Origin of the sequence: Methylobacterium gossipiicola (assembly GCF_900113485.1) — a bacterium.
GTDB classification, from domain to species: Bacteria; Pseudomonadota; Alphaproteobacteria; order Rhizobiales; family Beijerinckiaceae; genus Methylobacterium; species Methylobacterium gossipiicola.
Window position 1 is genome coordinate 157652 of record NZ_FOPM01000005.1, and the last position, 22433, is coordinate 180084.

At 68.9% G+C, this 22433-nt stretch carries 18 protein-coding genes; 12 read left to right on the plus strand and 6 right to left on the minus strand.

The genetic code is table 11. The features are described 5' to 3' along the window. The first annotated feature begins 17 nt into the window (after window positions 1–17). From BM249_RS06100 to BM249_RS06120, 5 genes are all read left to right on the plus strand, one after another. The gene (locus tag BM249_RS06100; RefSeq protein WP_091969985.1) at window positions 18–200 is read left to right on the plus strand and encodes a YdcH family protein; all 183 of its coding nucleotides are present in this window, start codon (window positions 18–20) and stop codon (window positions 198–200) included. A gap of 174 nt (window positions 201–374) precedes the next feature. Then, a complete protein-coding gene (locus tag BM249_RS06105) occupies window positions 375–2318 on the plus strand; it encodes an AMP-binding protein (RefSeq protein ID WP_091969987.1) in 1944 nt (647 codons plus the stop codon). Window positions 2319–2451: 133 nt separating this feature from the next. Next, window positions 2452–3570 (plus strand): NADH:flavin oxidoreductase/NADH oxidase, encoded by a 1119-nt coding sequence (locus BM249_RS06110; protein WP_091969989.1) that lies wholly within the window; start codon window positions 2452–2454, stop codon window positions 3568–3570. 2 nt (window positions 3571–3572) lie between these two features. Continuing rightward, window positions 3573–3932: a hypothetical protein gene (locus tag BM249_RS06115; RefSeq protein ID WP_091969991.1), complete on the plus strand. Its 360-nt coding sequence runs from the start codon at window positions 3573–3575 to the stop codon at window positions 3930–3932. A gap of 443 nt (window positions 3933–4375) precedes the next feature. Continuing rightward, complete coding sequence (locus BM249_RS06120; RefSeq protein WP_091970119.1) at window positions 4376–6775, plus strand: bifunctional diguanylate cyclase/phosphodiesterase; 2400 nt, start codon at window positions 4376–4378, stop codon at window positions 6773–6775. A gap of 15 nt (window positions 6776–6790) precedes the next feature. On the opposite strand, the gene BM249_RS06125 is transcribed toward BM249_RS06120, so the two are convergent. Then, window positions 6791–8386, minus strand: coding sequence for a PepSY-associated TM helix domain-containing protein (locus BM249_RS06125; protein WP_091969993.1), 1596 nt, complete (start codon window positions 8384–8386; stop codon window positions 6791–6793). Between the two features lie 14 nt (window positions 8387–8400). After that, window positions 8401–10698, minus strand: a complete 2298-nt coding sequence (locus BM249_RS06130; RefSeq protein WP_425284799.1) for a TonB-dependent siderophore receptor — start codon at window positions 10696–10698, stop codon at window positions 8401–8403. Window positions 10699–11344: 646 nt separating this feature from the next. On the opposite strand from BM249_RS06130, the gene BM249_RS06135 reads away from it, so the two are divergent. The 3 genes from BM249_RS06135 (at window position 11345) to BM249_RS06145 (ending at window position 13493) form a co-directional block, all read left to right on the plus strand. Beyond that, window positions 11345–11614, plus strand: coding sequence for a hypothetical protein (locus tag BM249_RS06135; protein WP_091969997.1), 270 nt, complete (start codon window positions 11345–11347; stop codon window positions 11612–11614). Between the two features lie 119 nt (window positions 11615–11733). Beyond that, window positions 11734–12222 (plus strand): cyanase, encoded by a 489-nt coding sequence (cynS, locus tag BM249_RS06140; RefSeq protein ID WP_091969999.1) that lies wholly within the window; start codon window positions 11734–11736, stop codon window positions 12220–12222. 893 nt (window positions 12223–13115) lie between these two features. Continuing rightward, window positions 13116–13493, plus strand: a complete 378-nt coding sequence (locus BM249_RS06145; protein ID WP_177232334.1) for a helix-turn-helix domain-containing protein — start codon at window positions 13116–13118, stop codon at window positions 13491–13493. A gap of 153 nt (window positions 13494–13646) precedes the next feature. Here the strand turns inward: BM249_RS06145 and BM249_RS06150 are convergent, their stop codons facing one another. After that, a complete protein-coding gene (locus BM249_RS06150; protein WP_091970001.1) occupies window positions 13647–14318 on the minus strand; it encodes a hypothetical protein in 672 nt (223 codons plus the stop codon). A gap of 24 nt (window positions 14319–14342) precedes the next feature. Next, the gene (locus BM249_RS06155) at window positions 14343–14966 is read right to left on the minus strand and encodes a glycosyltransferase family 29 protein (protein WP_091970002.1); all 624 of its coding nucleotides are present in this window, start codon (window positions 14964–14966) and stop codon (window positions 14343–14345) included. A gap of 147 nt (window positions 14967–15113) precedes the next feature. Between BM249_RS06155 and BM249_RS06160 the strand changes: the two genes are divergently transcribed. Next, window positions 15114–16097 (plus strand): glycosyltransferase family 2 protein, encoded by a 984-nt coding sequence (locus BM249_RS06160; protein WP_091970003.1) that lies wholly within the window; start codon window positions 15114–15116, stop codon window positions 16095–16097. Here the strand turns inward: BM249_RS06160 and BM249_RS06165 are convergent. Together BM249_RS06165 and BM249_RS06170 are read right to left on the minus strand one after the other, a co-directional pair. Beyond that, the gene (locus tag BM249_RS06165) at window positions 16085–17266 is read right to left on the minus strand and encodes a glycosyltransferase family 4 protein (RefSeq protein WP_091970123.1); all 1182 of its coding nucleotides are present in this window, start codon (window positions 17264–17266) and stop codon (window positions 16085–16087) included. The genes BM249_RS06160 and BM249_RS06165 overlap by 13 nt on opposite strands. 5 nt (window positions 17267–17271) lie before the next feature. After that, window positions 17272–18399 (minus strand): glycosyltransferase family 4 protein, encoded by a 1128-nt coding sequence (locus tag BM249_RS06170; RefSeq protein WP_342029847.1) that lies wholly within the window; start codon window positions 18397–18399, stop codon window positions 17272–17274. On the opposite strand from BM249_RS06170, the gene BM249_RS06175 reads away from it, so the two are divergent. The 3 genes from BM249_RS06175 to BM249_RS06185 are packed head-to-tail and all read left to right on the plus strand — an operon-like array spanning window position 18385 to window position 22418. After that, a complete protein-coding gene (locus tag BM249_RS06175; protein WP_091970004.1) occupies window positions 18385–20439 on the plus strand; it encodes an HAD-IIB family hydrolase in 2055 nt (684 codons plus the stop codon). The genes BM249_RS06170 and BM249_RS06175 overlap by 15 nt on opposite strands. Next, a complete protein-coding gene (locus tag BM249_RS06180) occupies window positions 20429–21295 on the plus strand; it encodes a glycosyltransferase family 2 protein (RefSeq protein ID WP_091970005.1) in 867 nt (288 codons plus the stop codon). Before BM249_RS06175 ends, BM249_RS06180 begins: the two co-directional genes overlap by 11 nt. A 16-nt stretch (window positions 21296–21311) precedes the next feature. Beyond that, window positions 21312–22418, plus strand: a complete 1107-nt coding sequence (locus BM249_RS06185) for a glycosyltransferase (protein WP_091970006.1) — start codon at window positions 21312–21314, stop codon at window positions 22416–22418. The last annotated feature ends 15 nt before the right edge of the window (window positions 22419–22433 follow it).

The following is a 22433-nucleotide window of genomic DNA, read 5'->3' on the forward strand; positions in this document are numbered from 1 at the left end:
GACAGGAGGAGACACTCATGTCACTGCAGACGCACCTCACCCAGCTCGCCCGGAAGCACGAAGCCCTCGAGCGGGAGATCCACGATGCCACGACCCGACCCTCGGCGAACGATCTGCGCATCGCAGAACTCAAGAGAAAGAAGCTTCTCCTAAAAGACGAAATGAACCGCCTCCGCAAGGACACCGACTCGGTCCACTGACGTCTTGGCCCATCTTTAGTTTCTCTTCAGCGTTCGCCGCCGCTCCTGAATTTCAGGGCGGCGGTTCTCGTTTGGGGCAGGGTGTTTCGAGGAACGCTTTCGGCGCGACGGGGAAAGCGGATAAGCTTCCGGCCAAACCGGCGCTCACGACCGGTCGGATAAGCCGGAGGAACGATGCCCCCCCAAGCGCCCGCGCAGGCTACACACAGCGACAAGGCCCCTTACCCCACGATCCATGCGGCGTCCCTCGCCGATCCCGAAACGTTCTGGCTCGCCGCCGCCGCCGCCCTCGACTGGGCGAGACCACCCGTCCGCGCCTTCGACGCAACGGCCGGAATCGCGGGACGGTGGTTTCCGGACGCGACCCTGAACGCCTGCCACAACGCCGTGGATCGCCACGTCGCCGCAGGCCGGGGCGAGCAGGCCGCGATCCTGTACGATTCGCCCGTCACCGGCACCAAGCGCACGATCAGCTACGCGGCCCTCCTCGACGAGGTGGAAACCCTCGCGGGCATCCTCGCCGACCTCGGGGTGGGGAAGGGCGACCGGGTGGTGCTGTCGATGCCCATGGTGCCCGAGGCGCTGTTCGGCATGCTCGCCTGCGCCCGGCTCGGCGCCGTCCATTCCGTGGTGTTCGGTGGTTTCGCCGCCAACGAACTGGCGGTGCGCATCGCCGATGCCACCCCGAAAGTGGTTCTTTCCGCCTCCTGCGGCCTGGAGCCGAACCGCGTCGTCGCCTACAAGCCGCTCCTCGACGCGGCCATCGCGGCATCCCCACACAAACCGGATGCCTGCCTCATCCTGCAACGCCCGCAGGGGCCGGCCACCCTCGTCGAGGGGCGCGACCGGGATTGGGCCGAGGCGGTGGCGGCGGCCAAGGCCGCCGGGCGCCGGGCCGCCTGTACGCCCGTGGCGGCGACGGACCCGCTCTACATCCTCTACACCTCGGGGACGACGGGCACGCCGAAGGGCGTGGTGCGCGACACCGGCGGCTATTGCGTGGCGCTCGCCTGGACGATGCCGAACCTCTACGGCGTCGCGCCGGGCGAGACCTACTTCTGCGCCTCCGACATCGGCTGGGTCGTGGGCCATTCCTACATCGTCTACGGGCCGCTCCTGCACGGCTGCGCCACGGTCCTGTACGAGGGCAAACCCGTGGGTACGCCCGATGCCGGCGCCCTGTGGCGGGTGGCTTCGGAGTACGGCGCCGTGTGCCTGTTCACGGCGCCCACGGCGCTTCGGGCGATCAAGAAGGAGGATCCCCGGGCCGAGCGGGTGGGGGATTACGATCTCTCGGCCTTCCGCAGCCTGTTCCTGGCCGGGGAGCGGGCCGACCCCGATTCCGTGGCCTGGGCCGAGCGTGCCCTGAACCGCCCCGTCATCGACCATTGGTGGCAGACGGAGACGGGCTGGGCCATCGCGGGCAACCCCCTGGGGATCGACCTGCTGCCGGTCAAGCACGGCAGCGCCTGCGTGCCGATGCCGGGCTACGACCTCGCGATCCTCGACGAGGCGGGCAAGCCCGTCCTCGCCGGCACCATGGGGACCATCGCCCTGAAGCTGCCCCTGCCGCCCGGTTGCCTGCCGACCCTGTGGGGCTCGGACGAGCGCTTCCGTGCGAGCTATCTGTCCACCTATCCTGGCTGGTATGACACCTCCGACGCGGGCGTGGTCGATGCGGACGGCTACGTCACCGTCCTCGGGCGCACGGACGACATCATCAACGTCGCCGGGCACCGCTTGTCCACGGGCGGCATGGAGGCGGTTCTGGCCAGTCACCCCGATGTGGCCGAATGCGCCGTCATCGGCATTCACGACGCCCTGAAGGGCGAGCAGCCCTGCGGGTTCGTCGTGCTGAAAGCGGGAGTCGTTCGCGAACCCGGCGCGATCGAAGCCGAGCTGGTGGCCCGGGTGCGCGAGCAGATCGGCCCGGTGGCTTCCTTCAAGCTCGCCCTGACGGTGGCGCGCCTGCCGAAGACCCGCTCGGGCAAGATCCTGCGCGGCACCATGAAGCGCATCGCCGACGGCCAGCCCTGGACGACCCCGCCGACCATCGACGACGCCGCCACCCTCGACGAGATCGGCACGAGCCTCAGGGCACGCGGCCTCGCCTCCTAGCGCGGGTCCTGTGATCCGGGGATCATCGGCACGGGCGACTGCGTTGGTCGCCCGTGCCGCCCCGGTGCGGGAGGCCCTAGCCGGGGGGCACCGGTTCGGCCAGAACGACGACAATCGCCCGGGAGAGCCACGCATGACCGTCCGCCTATTCGAGCCCCTGCGCCTCGATGCCCTGGAGCTCGAGAACCGCATCATCGTCGCCCCCATGTGTCAGTATTCGGCGCGGGCCGGGGAGGCGAGCGACTGGCACCTCATGCACCTCGCCCAGATGGCGCAATCGGGCGCTGGCCTGCTGACCCTGGAGGCGACGGCGGTCTCGCCCGAAGCGCGGATCTCGCCCCTCGACCTCGGGCTCTATTCCGACGCGACGGAACTGGCGCTGGGCCGCGTCCTCGACGCGGTGCGGGCGCATGCGCCGATCCCCATCGCGGTCCAGATCAACCATGCCGGCCGGAAGGCGTCGAGCCGCGCCCCCTGGGACGGCGGCGCACAGATCGCCCCCGACGCCCCCGATGGCTGGCGCACGGAAGCCCCCTCGGCCGTGGCCCACGGCGCCGACGAGGTGCCGCCCCACGCCCTCGACGCGGAGGGCCTGAAGCGCATCCGCGATGGGTTCGTCGCCACGGCCCGCCGGGCGCTTCGCCTGGGCATCGACGGCTTCGAGCTCCACGGGGCGCACGGCTACCTCCTGCACCAATTCCTGTCGCCCCTCTCCAACCGTCGCACCGACCAGTATGGCGGGGATCTGGCCAACCGCATGCGGTTTCCCCTCGAATGCTTCGAGGCCGTGCGCGACGCCGTGCCGGCGGGCAAGCCCGTGTGGATGCGCGTCTCGGCCACGGACTGGGTCGAGGACGGCTGGACCCTCGAAGAAACGGTGGAACTCGCCCACGCCCTCAAGCGCCGGGGCTCGGCCGCCATCCACGTCTCGACGGGTGGGCTCTCGACGGCGCAGCAGATTCCCCTCTCGGCCGGCTATCAGGTGCCCTTCGCCGAGCGCATCAAGGCCGAGACGGGTCTCACCACCATCGCGGTCGGCCTCATCACCGAGCCGGCGCACGCGGAATCGATCCTTCAGGAGGGCAAGGCCGACGCGGTCTCCCTCGCCCGCGCGCTGCTTTACAACCCACGCTGGCCCTGGCACGCGGCGGCCGAACTCGGCGGACGGGTGCGGGCGCCGAAGCAATATTGGCGCTCACAGCCGCGTCAGTACAAAGACCTCTTTCGCGATACCCAGCACGGACAGCGTTGAGCATGGACGACGACGACCTCACCACCTTCACGGTCCAGCGCGTCCGTTACGACGAAGAGAACGGCATCACGCTCATCTCGGGGGCCGACGACGAGGAGGAGCCCGCCGGCTACTTCATCATCCAGATCGAGAAGGGCGACCCCGACGGTCCGCTTATCGAGATTTTCGGCGAGGATCTCACCCAGGCCGACGGGGTCGCAGCCCTACAGATCGGCCTGCGCCATCTGCTCTTTGCCTTCGACCCGAAAAGTCTCATCGGCGCCGAGATGCCGATGGTGCGGATCGAGTCCCAGACGGAGATTCCCGAGCGGGCGCGGACGCGCCTCGCAGTAGCGTTCGGGAAACGGGCCAAGCTGGCCTGACGGTGCCATCGCTTCCGACGAGCCTCACCGGAAATCGGGCCTCGACGGATCGCGACGGACCCCACCACCGACTCCGCATCGGAACTCTCCAGACATACGCCTCGCCGGCAAACAATCCCGGAAAGTTCCAGGCGGGCCGGTGCATGATCGCACCTCGGCGGGAAGCCAGCCTTAGTGGACGGATCGCGTTTGTCCGTGCGTTCCTCGGCGATCCTTCTCCCGAACCCTTGGCCTCGGAGGAGAGAACAATGTCGACGTCTCTGCGCCGCCGCCCCAACAGCTGCGGACTTCGGATCTCGGACGAAGATCGACTTTACTTGAACTCTCATCCAACTCCGTCGAACACCATGCTCTAGAGACGCAAGCTTGGATTTTTTTAATACAGCATCAATGAACAGGGACTAGCACTGAGGTCGAAAGACAATTTATCTTAGTTGGTCTTCATGCTTCGCGTGATCAGTTGCCTAAGGGAATCTCACGATCCGTGGCTGGTCGCGGTCGCGGCGGGCCTTTGCATCCTCGCGACGGTCACGACCATCGAGTTGCTCCACAACGCCCGCAAGGCCACACGGGGCAAGCGCGCGTTCTGGCTCGCCGTGGCGGCGTTCGGGGGCGGCTCCGGCGTGTGGGCAACGCACTTCCTGGCGATGCTGGCCTTCGAGCCACATCTCCCGGTCGGCTACGACGTCATTTTCACGGCGCTTTCCCTGGTCTCGGCCATCGCCCTCATGGGACTGGGTCTGACGACGGCCCTGTCGCGCGCGATCCCGCTCGCGCCCCTCGTCGGCGGGACGATCCTCGGCGTTGGAATCGCCGCCATGCACTTCACCGGGATGGCGGCCTACGAAGTGCCGGGACATGTCTCGTGGAATCCGCTCCTGGTCATGGCGTCGGTGCTGACCGGCATCGTGCTGTCGGCAGCCGGGGTGCACTGCGCCCTTTCGGGACCGGGCTTCGACCGCCGGCTGGGCGGTGCGTTGGCCATCTTGCTCGGAATTTGCGCCCTTCACTTCATCGCCATGGGCGCGGTCACGCTGATTGCCGATCCGCGCATCGTCGTACCGGAGAACGCCCTTCCCGCCGGCAGGCTCGCCGAAAGCGTCACCCTGGCCGGTTCGAGTATCCTGCTCCTCGCCGGCGCGGCCCTTGTCCTCGATATCAGGGCCCGGCGGGCCGCCGAGCTCGAACGCGAACGGATCGCGCTCCAGAGCTTCGCCGACGCCGCCGTCGAAGGGCTCCTGATCTGTCGCGGCGAGCGGATCGTCGGCGCGAATGACAGCTTCGGCGCCCTCATCGACCGCGACCCGTCCGGATTGTTCGGCCTGTCCCTCGTCGAGGTGCTGCCGGACGCAGCCCGGCGCCTCGCCGAGCGCGGCGAACCCACCGTCGAGGCCATCGTCTTCGAGACGGAACTGTCCCTCGCGACCGGCGCCACCGTCCCGGTCGAGGTGGTGATGCGTCCCCTGGCCTATGGCCGGCAGCCGCATCGCGCCGTGGCCGTGCGCGACCTCCGGGCCCGGCGAATGGCCGAGAACGAGATCCGCTTCCTCGCCCATCACGATGCCCTCACGGGGCTCGCCAACCGCGCGAGCTTCGCCCGGCGCCTCGAACAGGACCTGCGCCACCCCGAAGCGGCCCGTCGCGCGTTCGCGGTGCTCTCCCTCGATCTCGACGGGTTCAAGCAGATCAACGACCTCTTCGGGCACGCCGCCGGGGACATGTTGCTGCGGACGGTGGCCAGGAGGGTGTCCGGTCTCCTCGATGAAACCCAGTTCATGGCCCGTCTCAGCGGCGACGAGTTCGCGATCCTGACGCCCTGCGACCACCAGGGCGCCGTGGGAGAGTTGGCGAAGCGAATCCAGGAGGCCCTGATGCAGGCGCGCATCGAAAGCCTGCCGGCCATCACTGCCAGCTTCGGCATCGCCCTGTACCCGGACGATGCCACCGATCCGATGCAGTTGCTGAACTGCGCCGATACCGCGCTCTATCGCGTCAAGGCGGAAGGAAGGGGCACCCATCGCTTCTTCGAGGCCAGCATGAACGCCCTGGTGCGCGAACGGCGCCTGATGGAGCACGATCTGCATCAGGCCGTGGCCCATGGCGAGATGCGACTGGTCTATCAACCGCAGCACCAACTCGCCACCCGGGCGCTGATCGGCTTCGAAGTCCTCCTGCGCTGGCAGCATCCCGTGCGCGGCGCGGTCTCACCGGCCGACTTCATTCCCATCGCGGAGGAATGCGGTGCCATCCTGACGATCGGAGCGTGGGTTCTCTCCCAAGCCTGCCGCGAGGCCGCCGGCTGGACCAATCCCCTGTCCATCGCCGTCAACGTGTCGGCGGTGCAGATCCTGGCGCCGCACTTCATCCAGAGCGTCGACGACATCCTGCGGGAGACGGGCCTCGCGCCCGAACGACTGGAGATCGAAATCACCGAGACGGCCCTGATCCGCGACCCCGAGCGGGCGGCGTCGACCCTGCGGGATCTCAAGGCCCTCGGCATCCGCCTCGCCATGGACGATTTCGGGACGGGTTACTCGTCCCTCTCGAACCTGCGGTCCTATCCGTTCGACAAGATCAAGATCGACCGTTCGTTCATCCAGGCCGTCGATAGCAACAGCCAGGCCGCGGCGATCGTGCGTTCGGTCCTCGGTCTCGGCCGTGGCCTCGGCTTGCAGGTCCTGGCGGAAGGGGTCGAGACCGAAGGGGAGTTGCGCTTCCTACACGGCGAACGGTGCCACGCCGCGCAGGGCTTCCTCATGGGCCGGCCCGCTCCCATCGAGACTTTCGCCGCTCACCTGCATCCATCCGAGGCGCAAACAGCGGTCTCGAGCAAGGCTGCCTGACGGCGGGGATCCGACTCACGTCAGGGCGGGGTGTCGCCCGGCGCGGGTGGGCGCGGCCCGAAGGCTGTCGGCGGCATCCCGCCGCTTCGCGCGCGGCCCCTCGTAGCGGGCGATTCTGCGGGCGCAGAAGGCGAACAGACCAGCGAGGGCGAGGACAACACCGTCGAACCCCAGGAACAGCGTGGTCTCGCCCGCCCCGCCCCGGAGGGGATGGGCCGGCGTCGCCGCGAGATCGACCATCGGCACGGCCAGCGTGAGGAATGCCAACGCCGCCATGGCTTCGATCCAGGCCCGACGCTGCGGCCGGACCAGGGGGATGAGCGCGGTCAGGGACCAGACGGCGAAGAACGCGGCGATCTCCCCCCCGGCCCGGCAGGGCAAGGCGACGGGCAGAAGCCGATTGGCAAGGAAATAGGCGGCGATCCCGGCGGGGAAGCCCACCACGGTTCCGATATTCAGAGCCTGGACCAGGCGCAGGCCGGGGAAGGGCCGGGTGCCAGGTTTCGGCAGGCGGGCCATCGACCACAGGATCAGGCCCGTCGCCACCATCGCGCAACCCATGAGGCCGCAGAGGAAGAACAGGGCGCGCAGGGCCGTGCCGGCGAAATGCGCCTCGTGCAGGCCGACCATCGTGGCGAAGGTCTTGGCCGCCGGTCGCAGTCCCCCCTGGCGCACCTCGACCACGCTTCCCGTGGTGCCGTCGAAGGCGACCTGCGGATGGACGTGCGACAGGCCGCGCGGCTCCTCGAACACCGCCACCACCGTCGCGTTGGCATCGCGCGGGTTGAGAACCGTCAGGCGTTCCAGGGGCTCGGGCACCGTCGCCACGGCCTGCGCCACCATCGGCCCGATGGGCGCGAGGGTGCCGGGCCGTCCGGCGGCGGGCCGCGGCGCGGTGATCTGCCCGCTCTCGGCGTAGAAGGTCTGGGCGTCGCCGCGATAGGCCGCGCTCACCCCCCACGGCATGTACATGAGCGCGAGGGTCACGAGCCCCGTATAGGTGATCATGAGGTGGAACGGCAGGGCGAGGACGCCCGTGACGTTGTGAGCGTCGAGCCAGCCGCGTTGGGCCGATTTGTCCCGCCTGAAGGTGAAGAAGTCGGCGAAGAAACGCCGGTGGGTGACGATGCCCGACACCAGGGCCACCAGCATGATCGTTGCGCAGAGGCCGACGATCCAGCGGCCCCAGAGCGGCTGCATGTGCAGCTCGAAGTGGAACCGATAGAGGAAGTCACCGCCCTTGGTGTCCCTCACCGGGACGGGCGCGCCCGTCACCGGATCGAGGGCGGCGTGGCCCGGCGGGATGCCGGGCTTGGTACGCCAGAACAGGTTGAGGACCGGATACTCGTCCCGGGGCAGGCCGATGAACCAGGCGCGAGCCTCCGGGGCGTGCGTGCCGAGATAGGCGACGCCGATCTCGGCGGCCCGCGCCAGGGACGCCGGATCGGTGGCCGCCCGCACCTCCTGGAGTTCGGGCCGCATCCAGCGCGAGATGTCGGCGCGGTAGTAGCTCGCCGTGCCGGAGACGAAGACGGCCAGCAGCACCCAGCCGACGACGAGGCCGGCCCAGGTATGGAGCCAGGCCATGGATTGGCGAAAGCCGTTCTTCATGCTCAGCGCGCCCCTTACCAGCGGTAACGCAGGGTGGCATAGACCGTCCGTGGCAAGCCGTAATAGCAGCTCGTGTAGCCGTTGCAGCCGCTGACATAGGTCTGGTCGAGGAGGTTCGTCGCGTTCACCTGCATGGAGAAGCCCTGGAGCGACGGGTCGAGGTGTTTCAGGTCGTAGGAGGCCGTGGCGTCGACGAGCACGCTGTCCGGCACCTTGAAGGTGTTGGCGGCGTCGCCCCAGGAGGCGCCGAGGTAGCGCACGCCGCCGCCGATCTCGAGGCCGAGCATCGGTCCGTCGAGGAAGCGGTAGGTGGCGAGGAGCGAGGCGGTCTTGTCCGGCACCAGCACCGGGCTGCGGCCCTCCAGGGCGACGGGCCGACCCGTGAGATCGTTCACGGTGGTGCCGTCGTCGCGGACGTTACGGGCATCGAGGAACGAGACCCCGCCGACCAGGGTCAGGCCCTCGGAGAGGTTGGCCCGCGCCTCGAACTCCACGCCCTGGACTCCGACCTGGCCGGTCTGCACCACGAAGCCCTGGCGTGCCGGATCGGCCGTGGTGCGGTTCGATTGCCGGATGTCGAAGGCGGCGGCCGTGAGCAGGAGGTCGGAGCCGGGGGGCTGGTATTTGATGCCGGCCTCATACTGGTCGCTCGATTGCGGATCGGGCACGCGCCCGACGGTGCCGAAGGCGCTGTCGAACACCCGGCCAGCCACGATGGGCTCGAAGGCCTGACTGTAGGACACGTACGGCGCCACGCCCGAATCGAACAGGTAGAGTAGGCTCGCCCGGCCCGTGAACGCGTCGGCCGGGGCGTCCTGGCGCGTCAGGGTGCTGGTACCGGCGGCGAAGTTAAAACTCCGGGTCGGACCGGTCTGCCGGGCGACGTCGTAGCGACCGCCGAGGGTCAGGACGAGGCGGTCGAGCTTCACCTGATCCTGGAAGTAGACGCCGGTCTGCTCGGCGTCGACGCGGGACGCCGTGGTGAAGGCCGGGAACGCGATGGCCATGGCGTAGTCCGGCGCCAGGACATTCAAGCTCGGTGCCGTCGGGAACGGCGTGCCGAGGGTCCGGGTGCTGAAGCTGCGGTGATCGACGCCGAGAAGAAAGGTGTGGGCGAGGGGGCCGGTGTCGAAGGTCGCGACGGCGTTCGAATCCATCGTGAAGGCTTCGGCGTCGACCTGATTGCCGATGACCGCGCGGGGCAGCAGGGGCCCGGAGGCGAACGGCCCGTTCAGGGGGCTGAAGGCACTGTAGACGCTGCGATAATCGCCTTGCGTGCGCAGGTAGCGGCCGGCGGAGTGGAAGGCGAGGTTCTCATTGACGCGGTGATCGAACAGGTACTCGATGGAGGCTTGGGTGCGGTCCGAGCGCTCGATACCCCGGTCGCCGTCGTAGAAGTTGACGGGCAGGCGACCGACGATGCCGTTGCCGAAGTTGCGCGGGAACACCGTGCCCACTGCCGGGAAGCCGCCGTAGAACCCCGAAAACGGGTCGCGCTGGTAGTTGCCGATGATCGTCAGCGCGGTGTCGGCGGAGGGCCGCCACGTCACGCTCGGGTTGATGAGAACGCGCTCGACCTTCGTGGTGTCGACGGGGCCGTCGCCCTTCCAGCCGAACCCGACGATGCGGTAGGCGAACTGGTCCGCGAGGCCCGGCACCTCGGACCGGATCGGCCCGCCGACATCGACGCCGCCGCGCACCTCGTTGAAGCCGCCGCCCTGCACGAAGATCTCGCCGTGCTCGACGAAGCGCGGCACCTTCGAGACGAGGTTGACGATGCCCCCCGGTCCCGACTGCCCGTAGAGCACCGAGGCCGGCCCCTTGATGACGTCGATGCGCTCCAGGCGATAGGGATCGACGGTGGCGTTGGCGTCGCGCCCCGCGATCAGCGCCATGCCGTCGAGGAAGACCGGGGCGGAAAAGCCCCGGATGAGGAACTGTTCGAGGCGGGTCGAGCCGGCACCGCCGCGCTGCTCGGTTGTGACGCCCGGGGTGTAGCGCAGGGCTTGGTTGATCGTGAGCGCGTTGGCGTCCTCGATCTGTTTACGGCCAATGACCGAGATGGATTGGGCCGTCTCCAGGATCGGCGTGTCCGTCTTCGTCGCCACGACGCTGCGGGTGGCGACGTAGCCCGACACCGCCCCACGGGCTCCGCCCGGCTCGGTTCCGGCGACGCCTGGACCGCGACCGACGCCCTCGACCGACAGGGTGTCGAGGGTCACCGTCTGGGCAGCCTCTTGGGCCACGGCCAAACCGCCGGTTGCGACACTCGACAGCAACACGCCAACGACCAAGCGTTGTCCGCTTTGAATGGGATGATTTAAATTCAGCGCCCGAAAAGCTTTAACCACAGAACCCAACACCCAAACTGATATGTGATAGTTTTTGCTCCAGATCGGAAGATTTCTAATCACACGACATGGAATCATCTCGTTATCAGGGGCGTTTTAATTCTCTCGCAAGCATTATGTTCTGGATTTATTCCAAGTTGAACGGCGCGAATGACCTATGGGGATCCACCGAGGCGGCTGGCGAGGGGCGTTCGCGTTCGGTGAACGGATCGAGTGATCGCCCCGTCGGGCGCCCGTCGTAGCGACGAACACCTGTGACCTGGGCTGCGGTATCGAGGGATCGAAGCAGACCCATCGCCGCTCACGGCGGCACGCATCGGAGGGGAGCGGTGCACGACCATTCTGCCGACGGCTTGCGCATACGGGCGCCATTTCAAGCAGCGCGGGGGATAAAAGCCGACACGAATGCCTCATTCGCGATCAGATTGCGCATCGATGCCGTGCGCCCCTTTTGCCGAACCGGCATCCACGAGGGCGCAAACGGCTCTCCCCCACCGCGACGCGACGCCGAATCATCGAACGGATGGGGATGAAGCGGCCTGGCAGGACCGCCATGGTTCCGGCGCGGTCGGGTGCCAATCGTCCCGCAAAGGAGATTGCCCGAACCATGTCACGCCTGACCTCGACACTTCTCACCCTCGGCCTCGTCGTCGCGCCCATCGCGGCGGCGCAGGCCGATCCCGACAGCCTGCGCGAAACCCTGAAGCGGTCCTGTACCGGGGACTATCTCGAATTCTGCGGCGACCATCCGCCGGGCGGCCCCGGAGTCGAAGCGTGTTTCCGGACCAACATGAAGAACCTGTCCTCCGCCTGCGCCTCGGCGATCACGGCGTTCAAGCGCGACAAGAGGGTGAAGCGCGTCAGTGAAGCGAACTGAACGGGTCAGAACGTCACGGCGTTCCGGTGCAGTGGTGGCACGAGCCTTGTTTGAGGCAGCCCCGGCCCCGGCCCGGTGCTTCCACCGGACGCCGCCACAGTGACACCCTGGAGACGCGTATGAAGCGTGAAGACCTCACCGAGAAGCTCCTCGACATCAAGCGCGAGAAGGGCTGGACCTGGAAACACATCCAGGCCGAGATCGGGGGACTTTCGCCGATCCTCATCACCGCCGCCTGCATGGGCCAGATGAAGCTGCCCAAGGCCCAAGCCGCCAAGGCCGCCGTCCTGTTCGGCCTGACGCAGGCCGAGGAACGGATGCTCAACGAGGCGCCCTATCGCGGCTCGATCCCGCAGATGCCGCCGACGGACCCGCTGATCTACCGCTTCTACGAGTTGGTGATGGTCTACGGCACCACATGGAAAGAACTCATCCAGGAGGATTTCGGGGACGGCATCATGTCGGCCATCGACTTCAACATGACCATGGAGCGCGAGCCGAACAACAAAGGCGATCGAGTCAAGATGAACCTTTCGGGCAAGTTCCTGCCGTACAAGTACTATGACAACGAGGACGGCGTTCCGGAATACGGGTTCAAGGAAAGCTGAAGGCGCTTCGCCGGGCGGGACCTCCGGAGCCAACTGGAACCGTCCCACCCGGCCGTCGCGCGCGCCGCCGGTACCGTTTCCGGTCAACCGATTCGGTTCGCGCCAGGTGCGGCGTCCTTCACCTGTCGGGGATGGGGGCGGCCGAACCCAGCCATCTCGAGGCGATCAACCGGAAGGTCCCGCCGTTCGCCCGGGCACCCATGCGACGGGCGAGAGGGGCGTTGGCCCGGATCAGTGCCTCGCTCACCCGGCGGGGCGGGCGGCGGCCCAAGGAGGAGTGGGCCAGCCGCGACTCGTGAGACCTCCGAACACGCCGTGTCGCCCGTCTCGACGCCACATGGACCGCGAAGGCGCCAAAGAACCTTCCGCGAACGTTCTCACGACGGGAATATGCAGGGGTCGACTGCGCGATGCGAACCGGCGTCTCGAATGAAGCCGATTCACGAACGCACACAGCCCCATGGGAAGCCTTCGCTTTTTAGTTGATTTTTTACGGTCGTAGCATACTCGATATTGATCGTAAGGCGAGTTTCCTTGCGAGGAGCATCTTCTGCGCCATACCGACGAGAATGGACCGAAACCGTGATTCCGCCTGTGACCATTCCGGATGGGATCGATCAGTGATCGTAGTGGTATATCATTGATAGGGTAGGACAATTCGACTGATGCTCGCCCAAGGATACTCACCATGCGACGGATCGGATCGGACAATTTATTGTGATATAGGAATGGAATCGGCACCTAGCTTGGCTTTGCATTGAGCTCAGGGCTGAGATAATCTAAGCCGTGAAGACGGCAAGTCGGTTCGACGCATCGGACGCGATGCGTCGAACCGGATACGCATCGTGACGTCGAAGATTAAGAGTAAGACCGGGCAAGATATGATGGCCGATGTGAGCAAGGACGCCACGACGGGTGATATCGGCCACCGCATCAAGTCCCTGCGGCGTTCGGCCGGCCTGAGTCAGGCGAATCTCGGCTCCGCCCTCGGGGTGACGTTCCAGCAGGTGCAGAAATACGAGAGCGGTCGCAGCCGGATCGCCGCCGACAAGCTGCACCAGATCGCCCAGACGATGGGCGTGGACATCAGCTATTTCTACGAGACGAAGCCCGAGAATGGGCCGGCGGATCGGACGGCGCCGTCCGCCTCGGCCGCGACGACGGCGGACGCGATCTTCCGCGAATCCTTCGAGAAGATCAGGGACCCCCGCGCCCGCTATCTTCTCTCCGAACTCGCCCGTGTCATCTGCGAGATCGAGGCCGGCAAGTAACAGGCGACGGTGCGGGTTCGTTACGACGACACCAGCCATAAGAGGTCCGGCGTTCGGTCACCGCCAGGAACGCGTCCTGCCGGTCCACGCCATGGAGCGCGACGGCGGGTCCTTGGACGCTTCCGATCCCCGATCCGTCTCGGCCCGTGATCGTCACAGCCCGGCGCGTTCCGGTTCGCAGGCGCCCGATAGCCAGAGCGCGCGCGCCGGGTCGGTCGCCGTATCGGGCTTGGCTTCGCCGATGAAGACGATGAGCGGTCCGTAACCCGTCTTGGGCGGATGGTAGAAATCGAGCAGGCCGGGGTGGAGGTCCTGGAGGAACCGGAGGGGACGCCCCGCCGCGCGCAGGAAATGGTCGATCACCACCTGGTCGCCGTGCACGGCGTTCGGCACCGCGCCGCAGGAGCCCGGCGCCATCCAGCGTTCGGGATCGGCGGCGAATCGCTCGTACAGGAAAGCGAGGTCGTCGCCCTCCCAGCGCACGAAGGCGCTGGAGACGCGGCCCTTGTGGAAGTAATCCTCCATGGTGGCGAAACCCGGCGCGGCGAGATCCGCCGCGTCCCCGGCGAAGACGGTGTCGAGGTCGCACAGCACCGTGGTGCCGGCGGTGAGGCCGGGCCGGAACGCCTCCATCTTCGCCCACCAGGCCGGCCAGCCGTGCCGCAGTGGCAGTACCTCGACGCCCGGGCCATCGAGGGCGAGATCGGTGAGGCAGACGATCCGGTCGAAGGCCGGAGCGAACCGCCTGGCCCCGGCGGCGAGGCGCTCGACCCAGACCGCATCGTAACGGCCGCCGCTGCGCAGGACGGTGAGGAGGGTGGTCATCGAGCGTGCCTCGGCTGGGGCGGGTCAGGGATCGAGGGGATGCAGCCGCAGCCGTCCGGCCGCTTGCGCCGCCGCGAACCAGAGCCGTTCGGCCTCCCACGGATGGCCGGGCCAGCCGGCAAAGCCGAAGCCATAGACGTCGATGGGCGGCAGGGCCGGGGGGCGGGCCGCCAGGATCGCGAAGGCAACGAGGAATCCGGTGCTCGGATTCGGCGTATCGGGGGGGCGGGGACGCAGCGCGCGATGCGCCTGCGCGTGCAATTCAGCCGGCAGAACCTGGACCGGCCGGTCTCCGAGTCGGGTCCGTAGCGGCGCGGTCCAGCAGATGCGCTCGTGGGCTCCCTCCTCGTGGGGCGCGAGTTCGGGAAAGGGCAGGAGGTAGCGGCCCGCCTGCCGTACGACGGCGCGCGCCCCGAACCCGTCCTCCTCGACCCAGGCCCGCGCCTGCCCGCCGCGATTGACCAGGGCGAGGACGCTCACCCGCGATCCGGCGGCCCCGCCGAACCCCGGAGCGTTGTTGAAGCGCACGACGCAGGCCGCCGCATCGATGGCCCGGCTCCGATCACCGAGTTCGGGGGCATTGCCGACGACGGCGAGGCGCGGCGCGGTGAAATCCGGGGGGAGCGTCGGCTCGGGGGCGGGGGTCATGCGAACGCCGTTGGATTGCTTCCGAATGGCGGAGCTCGGCGACACTCGAGCACCGCGCAGGCTTTGTGATGCGGTCACTTAGGGGATGCCGAGCCGGGGGCGACAGTGTACGCAGCGTCGCGGCGGAGCGCGCCGGGAGACCTGCCGATGCGACGCTGCTTCGTCTGCGAGGCGGACACCCTGGAGCCGACGAGCCGGCACATCCGCTACCCCGATGGCTCGCGACGCGGCTTCCCCCGCGTCTGCGCCTCCTGCGGCGTACTGCTGGCGGCGGGAGCGGACGCGGCGACGTGCTGGAACCACCTCGCGCGGGAACTCGCCGGGGAGACGTTCCAGCTCTCACCCGATGCGCCCTATGGCCTCGATCTCTACACTCTGCGCAGTGCCGCGACCCGCCTCGGGCGAGGCGCGCGCCCCCTGGACGAGACCGATGGGCAGGCGCTTCGGCACCCCCATGCGGAGCGGGCCGCCGCCGGCGCGCTGTTCGCCCTGACGGCATTGCGACCCCGGGCCGTCTCCCTCGGAATTCCGTGCCGCCCTGCGGATCTCGACGGCGTCCTCGACGCCCTGCGGGCGCAGGCGGCCTGGACCTCGGACGTGGCGATTCTCGTCGATGGCCCCCCGCGCGCGCCGGATGTCATCGACGTCGCGGGTTTTCCCCAGGGGGCCGTGCGGCTCGCCGCGCGTCCCTTGGGCGGCGATTTCTCGGCGCAACGCAACGCCCTGCAGGATCTGGCCCGTCACGCCTGGATGCTGCAACTCGATGCCGACGAGGCGTTGGCGCCGGAGACGGGCCGGGGATTGCCCACCCTCGCAGCCCTGGCCGAGGGGGGCGGCGCCGTGTCCATCGGCCTGCCCCGTCGCAATCGCGTCGAGGGAATCTTGTCCGATGTCTATCCCGACGTGCAGTACCGCCTGAACCGCAGCCACGTCCGGTTCACGGGCCGCGTCCATGAACGGCCCGACCTCGGTGGCGACTGGCGCCAGGGCTTCATCGCCCTCGGGGGCGCCATCGAACACCGGTTGACCCGCACCCACGTCGCGGCACGTTCGACACGCTACGAGACGATGGACCCCGGTCGCGGCCGACCGGAAGAGCAGACCGCTCTCCTACGCCCCTACCGGCCCTGATGAGCCGCGATGGCGCGCCGGTAGAGCGCCAGGGTCTCGCCGCCGAGACGCGTCCGGTCGAAGGCGCCGCTGGCCGCGAGGGCGTTCGCGCGCAGACGTTGGCGCAGGGCCGGATCGCTGAGGAGGGGCCGGATGGCCTCAGCCAGGGCCGCGCCCGTCGCCGCCCGTGCGAGGCGACCGGCCTCCGGTTCGCCCACGAAGGCGCGGGCGCTGGCATCCTCGGCGCACGCCACCACCGGGCGGCCATACGCGAGGGCCTCCTGATAGACGAGGCCGAAGCTCTCGTATCGCGAGGGCGCCAGAACCACCTGCGCCGCCGCGTAGGCCGCATCGAGGGCCGGAGCGTCGATGCGGCCGAGGATGCGCAGGCATCGTCGAACCGAAGCAGGCACTGCGTCCGGCACGTCCGCTTCCGTTACGCCGACGAGGTCGATCACGAAGGGCGGGCGCGTGCCGGCTTCGCCCTCGGCCGCCAGGATCGCGGCGGCAGCGAGCAAACAATCGAACCCCTTGCGGTGTTCGGCCCGGCCGACGAACAGCAGGCGCACCGAGCCCGGCCCGTCCGGATAGGGCGCGGAGCGGCCCCGCGCCAAGCGATCCGGCGGCAGGCTGAGGCCGATCACGGCGTGGGGCCGGGGGGAGTGGAGACCGTAGAGTTCGACCATCCGGTCGGCATGCGCGGCGGTGTTCGAAATCAAGCCGGCACTGCCCCTGGCCTGCCACCGTTCGAGCCCGTCGGCGGCTGCGCCGTCGAGGCGGTCGCGCGGGGAGGCAGCGGGGCCGCGCGTGAAGGCGGCCGGCGTGGAGTTGCGGGTGACGAGGGGCAGGCCGATGCCGACGAGGAGAGAGGCGGGGGCATACCAGTTCGTGGCCTCGAGGCAGTCGAACGGCGTTCGCCCATGCTCCCGCAGCACCGCCCTCCGGAAGGCGAGGGGGGCGGCGAGGTGGCCCGCCGAGCCCCAGCGGCGCAGACGCGCCAGGGCGGAACCCGGCGCGAGGCCGAGCCCACGGATCGTCACGCCGCCGCATGCTTCGGTTCCCGTACGGTCGAGGGTGAACACCGTGACGGCGACGCCGAGGGCGCCGAGGCTCTCGGCGATCTCGCGGGCGGCGGTGGAGAGCCCGCTCGGAGCCGGCGGATAATCCCAGGCGAGGAGGGCCGTGCGCAAGCGGCTCATCGAGCCAGGAGCCGCCGGTAGATCGCCAGGTAGTCGGCGGCCATGCGCTCGGCGGTGAAGCGCGCCTCGAAGCGCCGTCGCACCGTCGCGCGGTCGAGGGTATGCAGGCGCCCGATGGCCGCCAGGGCTTCGGCCTCCGAGGACACGATGAACCCCGTCACCCCGTCCTCGACGATCTCCGGCACGGAGCCGCGATTCCAGGCGATCACCGGCGTGCCGCAGGCCATGGCCTCGATCATCACGAGGCCGAACGGCTCGGGCCAATCGATGGGAAACAGCAGCGCCCGGGCATCGCCGAGCAGCCGCCCCTTGGCCGCATCGTCCACCGGCCCGACATAGACGGCGTCGTCCCCGAGCAGCGGGCGGACCGCAGCGTCGAAATATCCGGGATTGCCGACATCGATGGTTCCGGCGAGGCGGATGGGCAGGCCCGCCGCCCGCGCGACGCGGATGGCGACGTCCGGCCGCTTCTGGTCGGTCATCCGGCCGATGAAGGCGACGTGGTCGCCCGGCACGGCGCGCGGGGCGTAGCGGTCGCGGGCGATGCCGTGGTGCACGATGCCGGCCCGGTTCGCCAGGGGGATGCCCGCTTCCTGCGCGACCGAGATCGCCGCCACCGGTAAATCGGGAAAGCCCGCGAAGAACAGGGCGCGGTCACGCTCGTCCACCCGCCAATGCACGGTGGTGAGGCTGCGGCATCGCCGCGCGCCCAGAATCGTCGCATGGGCGAATTCGCCGTGACAATGCACGATGTCGAAGGCGTCGAGGCGACGGGTAAGCGCCTCCATCTGCAAGGCTTCCAGGGCCGCCGGCACCCCCGGGGCGACGCGCCCTTCACGTGCCTCCAGGGCCGCGAGGCTGGGATAATCGCCGACCCGCGGGAGATGTGTCGCACTGTCGGAAGGGGCGAACAGCGTTACCTCAACTCCTGCATTCTGTAAGGCTACGCTCAGATCGTGGACGATGCGCTCCGTGCCCCCATGATGTAGAGGAGGAGTCGGAAAGATGTTCGGTGCAACCTGGGCGACTCGGATGACAGGTTGTGCTGAGAGAGCATTCATCAAAATCATCGACTTTTTCGAGCATGATCGGTCGGTAGCGTACCGCTGATGTTCGTTGTTCATATCGCGCTACAGGGATGTCTTCGCGGCGAGGATGTGGCCTACGGCCTCACCGCCGATACGGGCGGCCATATCCGCTACCTGCTCGACCTCGTCCGGGCCTGCGACCAGGACACGGGCATCGACCGGATCGTGGTGGCGACCCGCCTCTTCAACGGCCCGCTCGGCGCCGATTACGCCGTACCGGAGGAACGGGTTTCCCCAAAGGTGAGCATCGTGCGGCTGGCGAGTTCCTCGCCCGGCTACCTGGCGAAGGAAGATCTCCACGGCGAAGTCGCGAGCCTGGCGCAGGCGCTCATAGCCTGGATCGAAGGCCAGCCGGTCCGCCCCGACGTCATCCACGCCCATTACGCCGATGCCGCCGCCGTGGCGGCCAGGGTGGAGGACCGTCTCGGCATCCCGTTCGCGTTCACAGCCCATTCCCTCGGGCGGGTGAAGGCGAAGGCCCTCGGATCCCTGACCCCCGAAACCCCATCCCTCGGGCACCGCATCGCCGCCGAGGAGACGGCCCTCGCCCGCGCCGCCCTTGTTATCGCCTCCTCGCGCGATGAGGCGGAAGTCCAGTACGCGCTGTACAAGTCCTATGATCCCGGCCTCATCCGGGTCCTGCCGCCGGGCAGCGATCTCGCCCGCTTCCAGGCGGCGCGACCCTGCAGACGGGTGGATGCGAGCATCGACCGCTTCCTGCGCGAGCCCGGCAAGCCGGCCCTGCTGGCCCTGGCCCGCCCGGTGGCGCGCAAGAACCTCGCCGCCCTGGTCACCGCCTACGGCGAGAACCCGGCGCTTCAGGCCCGCGCCAACCTCGTGCTCGTCGCAGGAACCCGGGGCGACCTCGACAGCCTCGACGGCGGCATGGCCGAGACCCTGCGCGAACTCCTCGATCTCATCGACCGCTACGACCTCTACGGACGGGTGGCCTACCCCAAGACCCACCGCCCCGAGGATGTGCCGGCCCTCTACGCCTATGCCCGCGTGCGCGGCGGCGTGTTCGTCAACCCGGCCCTCAACGAGCCCTTCGGCCTGACCCTGCTGGAGGCGTCCGCCGCCGGCCTGCCCCTGGTGGCCACCGATAGCGGTGGCCCCAACGACATCGTCGAGACATGCGGCAACGGCCTTCTGGTCGATCCCCGCGCGCCCGCCGACATCGCCCGAGCTTGCCTGCGCATCCTCGACGAGCCGGAGCTGCGCGCCCGCTTCGTGGCCGGGGGTGCCCGCGCGGCGGCGGCCTACGACTGGGATCGCCACGCCGCGCGCTATCACGCCCTGCTGCGGACCCTGTGCGCCTCCGAGCCGCACCCGGGCGAGCCGCGCCAACTCCTCATCTGCGATATCGACAACACCCTGGTCGGCTGCGACGCCGGGCTCCGCGCCTTCCGCCTGTGGCGCAGCGAGCAGGAAGGCCTCGCCTTCGGGGTCGCGACGGGCCGCTCGTTCCACAGCGCGATGGCGATCCTCGAACAGCAAGCGAGCCCGCGTCCGCAGGTGATGATCACCTCGGTGGGGTCCGAGATCTACCACCTCGATGCCAACGGGGTGAGCTACGGCGCCGATACGGCGTGGCGGGCCGTCGTGTCCCGTGATTGGGATCGGGCGGGCGTGAAGGCGGTCCTGTCGGGGGTGCCCGGCCTCACGCCCCAAGGTCCCCTGGAGCAACGCACGCACAAGCTCAGCTATTTCGGCGATGCCGCGTTGGCTCAGACAGCCCGCGCAACCCTCGACGCGGCGGGGCTGGCGGCCTCGATCATCCACAGCCACGGCCGCTACCTCGACGTACTGCCGCCGGCGGCCTCGAAGGGTACCGCCGTCGATCACGTTCGGGCACTCTACGGCCTGTCGGAGGGTGACGTGTTCGTGGCCGGTGATTCCGGGAACGATGTCGAGATGCTGCGGGCCCGGCGCCAGGCCATCATCGTGGCCAACTTCTCCGACGATCTCGCGAGCCACGCGGCGCTGGGCCATTCCTACGTCGCGCGGGCCTCGCATGCGCGCGGCATCATCGAAGGCGTAGCGCATTTCCGCATGTTGCCGGCCCATGCCGAGTAGAGCCGTCAGTGTCCTCACCCTCGTGCGGGGCCGGGACGAACACCTGCGCAACCTCATGCGCGGCCTCGCCCGCCAGAGCCTCGCCCCCCTCGAACTGGTAATTGCCTGGATGCAGCCGGACGTGGCACCGGATCTGCCCGATCCCGGCTGTCCCGTCCGCCACCTGCACGTCCCCGGCGAGCCGATGCCGCTGGCCGCCGCCCGCAACCGGGCCGCCGCGGCGGCGCAGGGCGAGCGCCTGATCTTCCTCGACGTCGATTGCATCCCCGGCCCGAACCTCGTGGCGGCCTACGCCGAGATTCAGACCGAAGCCCTGCTGCTCGGGGAAGTGCTGTATCTCCCAGAGGGCGCCGTGGGGCCGAACCTCGATGACGCTGCCCTGGACCGTCTCGGACAGGTACATCCCGCGCGTCCGCCGGTCCCGACGGTGGGCTCACGCCTGGAGTTGAACCCGATGGAACTCTGGGGCCTGTCCTTCGCACTCCCGGCCGAGGCTTATGCCCGCATCGGTGGCATGGACGAGGCTTTCACGGGCTACGGCGCCGAGGAGACGGATTTCGCCGTTCGCCTCGCCGCCTCCGGCCTGTCGACACACTGGATCGCCGGCGCCCGCGCCTATCACCAGCACCACCCCGTCCACGTACCGCCGCTTCATCATTTCGAGCCCATCCTGCGCAACGCCGCCCGGTTCCACGCCCGCCACGGCCGCTGGTGCATGGAATACTGGCTCGGCCAGTTCCGCGAGGCCGGGTTCATCGCCTGGGACCCGGACGGGACGATGATCGAACGCCTCGCGACGCCGTCGCCGGCCGAAATCGCCGCCGCCCGGCAGCCCGGCACCTGCCTGTTTTCCTGAAGACGCCCCGAGATCGATGCCGAAGCCCATCGCCTTCTTCGTCCACCACCAGGGACGCGGACACGCCAACCGCACCCGCGCCCTGGTGGCGGAATTTTCCCACGCGCGCCCGGTCTCGGTGCTGACCGCCGATCCGAGTTTGTTCGACGGGTTTTCCCGCGACATCGAGGTCGTGGCGCTGCCCAACATGATCGGCGCGGCGGTGCCGACGCCCCGTCTCTTCGCCGAGCCGACGCCTCGGGTGATGCATTGCGTGCCGCTGGGCGTGCCCGAGATGCGCCGGACCATGCGGACGATCCTCGACCACCTCGACGACCGGGGCGTCGGCCTGTTCGTGATCGACGTCTCGGCCGAGATCGCCCTGCTGGCCAGGGCCGCCAGCGTTCCGGCCGTGCAGATCCGCATGCACGGCGACCGCTCCGACATCGGCCATATCGGCTCCTACGAGGCCTGCGTCGGCATGCTGGCGCCCTTCGATGAACGCCTGGAGCAGGACGACTACCCCGAAGACCTGCGGGCCAAGACCTTCTACAGCGGCGGCCTGTGCACCACCGTCGATCCGGTGCCGTCCCGCGCCGAAGCCCGTGCCCGGCTGGGCCTCGACCCGGCGCAAGAGATCATCGTGGCCGTGACGGGGGGCGGGGGCAGCGGCACGCCCTACGCGCCCCTCACGGTGGCGGCCCGCGCCGTACCCGACGCCCTCTGGCTCACCCTCGGGCCGACCCACCGCGAGGGCCACGAGACGGATTTCGCCAACCTGCGCGAACTCGGCTGGGTCGGCTCAGTGACGGACTACCTCGCCGCCGCCGACATCGTCATCGCCTCGGCCGGCGACAACACCGTGCATGAGGTCGCGCGGGTCGGCGGCCGCCTCGTGGTGATGCCGGAATGGCGCTATTTCGGCGAGCAGACGCGCAAGGCCGAAGCCCTGGTCCGCCTCGGCGCTGCCGTGCAGGCCCCGCAATGGCCCGGCGACTTCGCGGGCTGGCGCAACCTCCTCGACCGCGCTCGGGGCCTCGACGGCGAAACCCTGCGCGCCCTCCACGCCCCGGAGGCCGCCGCCCGCGCGGCCCGCTGGCTGGAGAGCCTCACGGACGAACTCTGGGCCGGCGCCGTCGCCTGACCCCTCCCTCCCTTC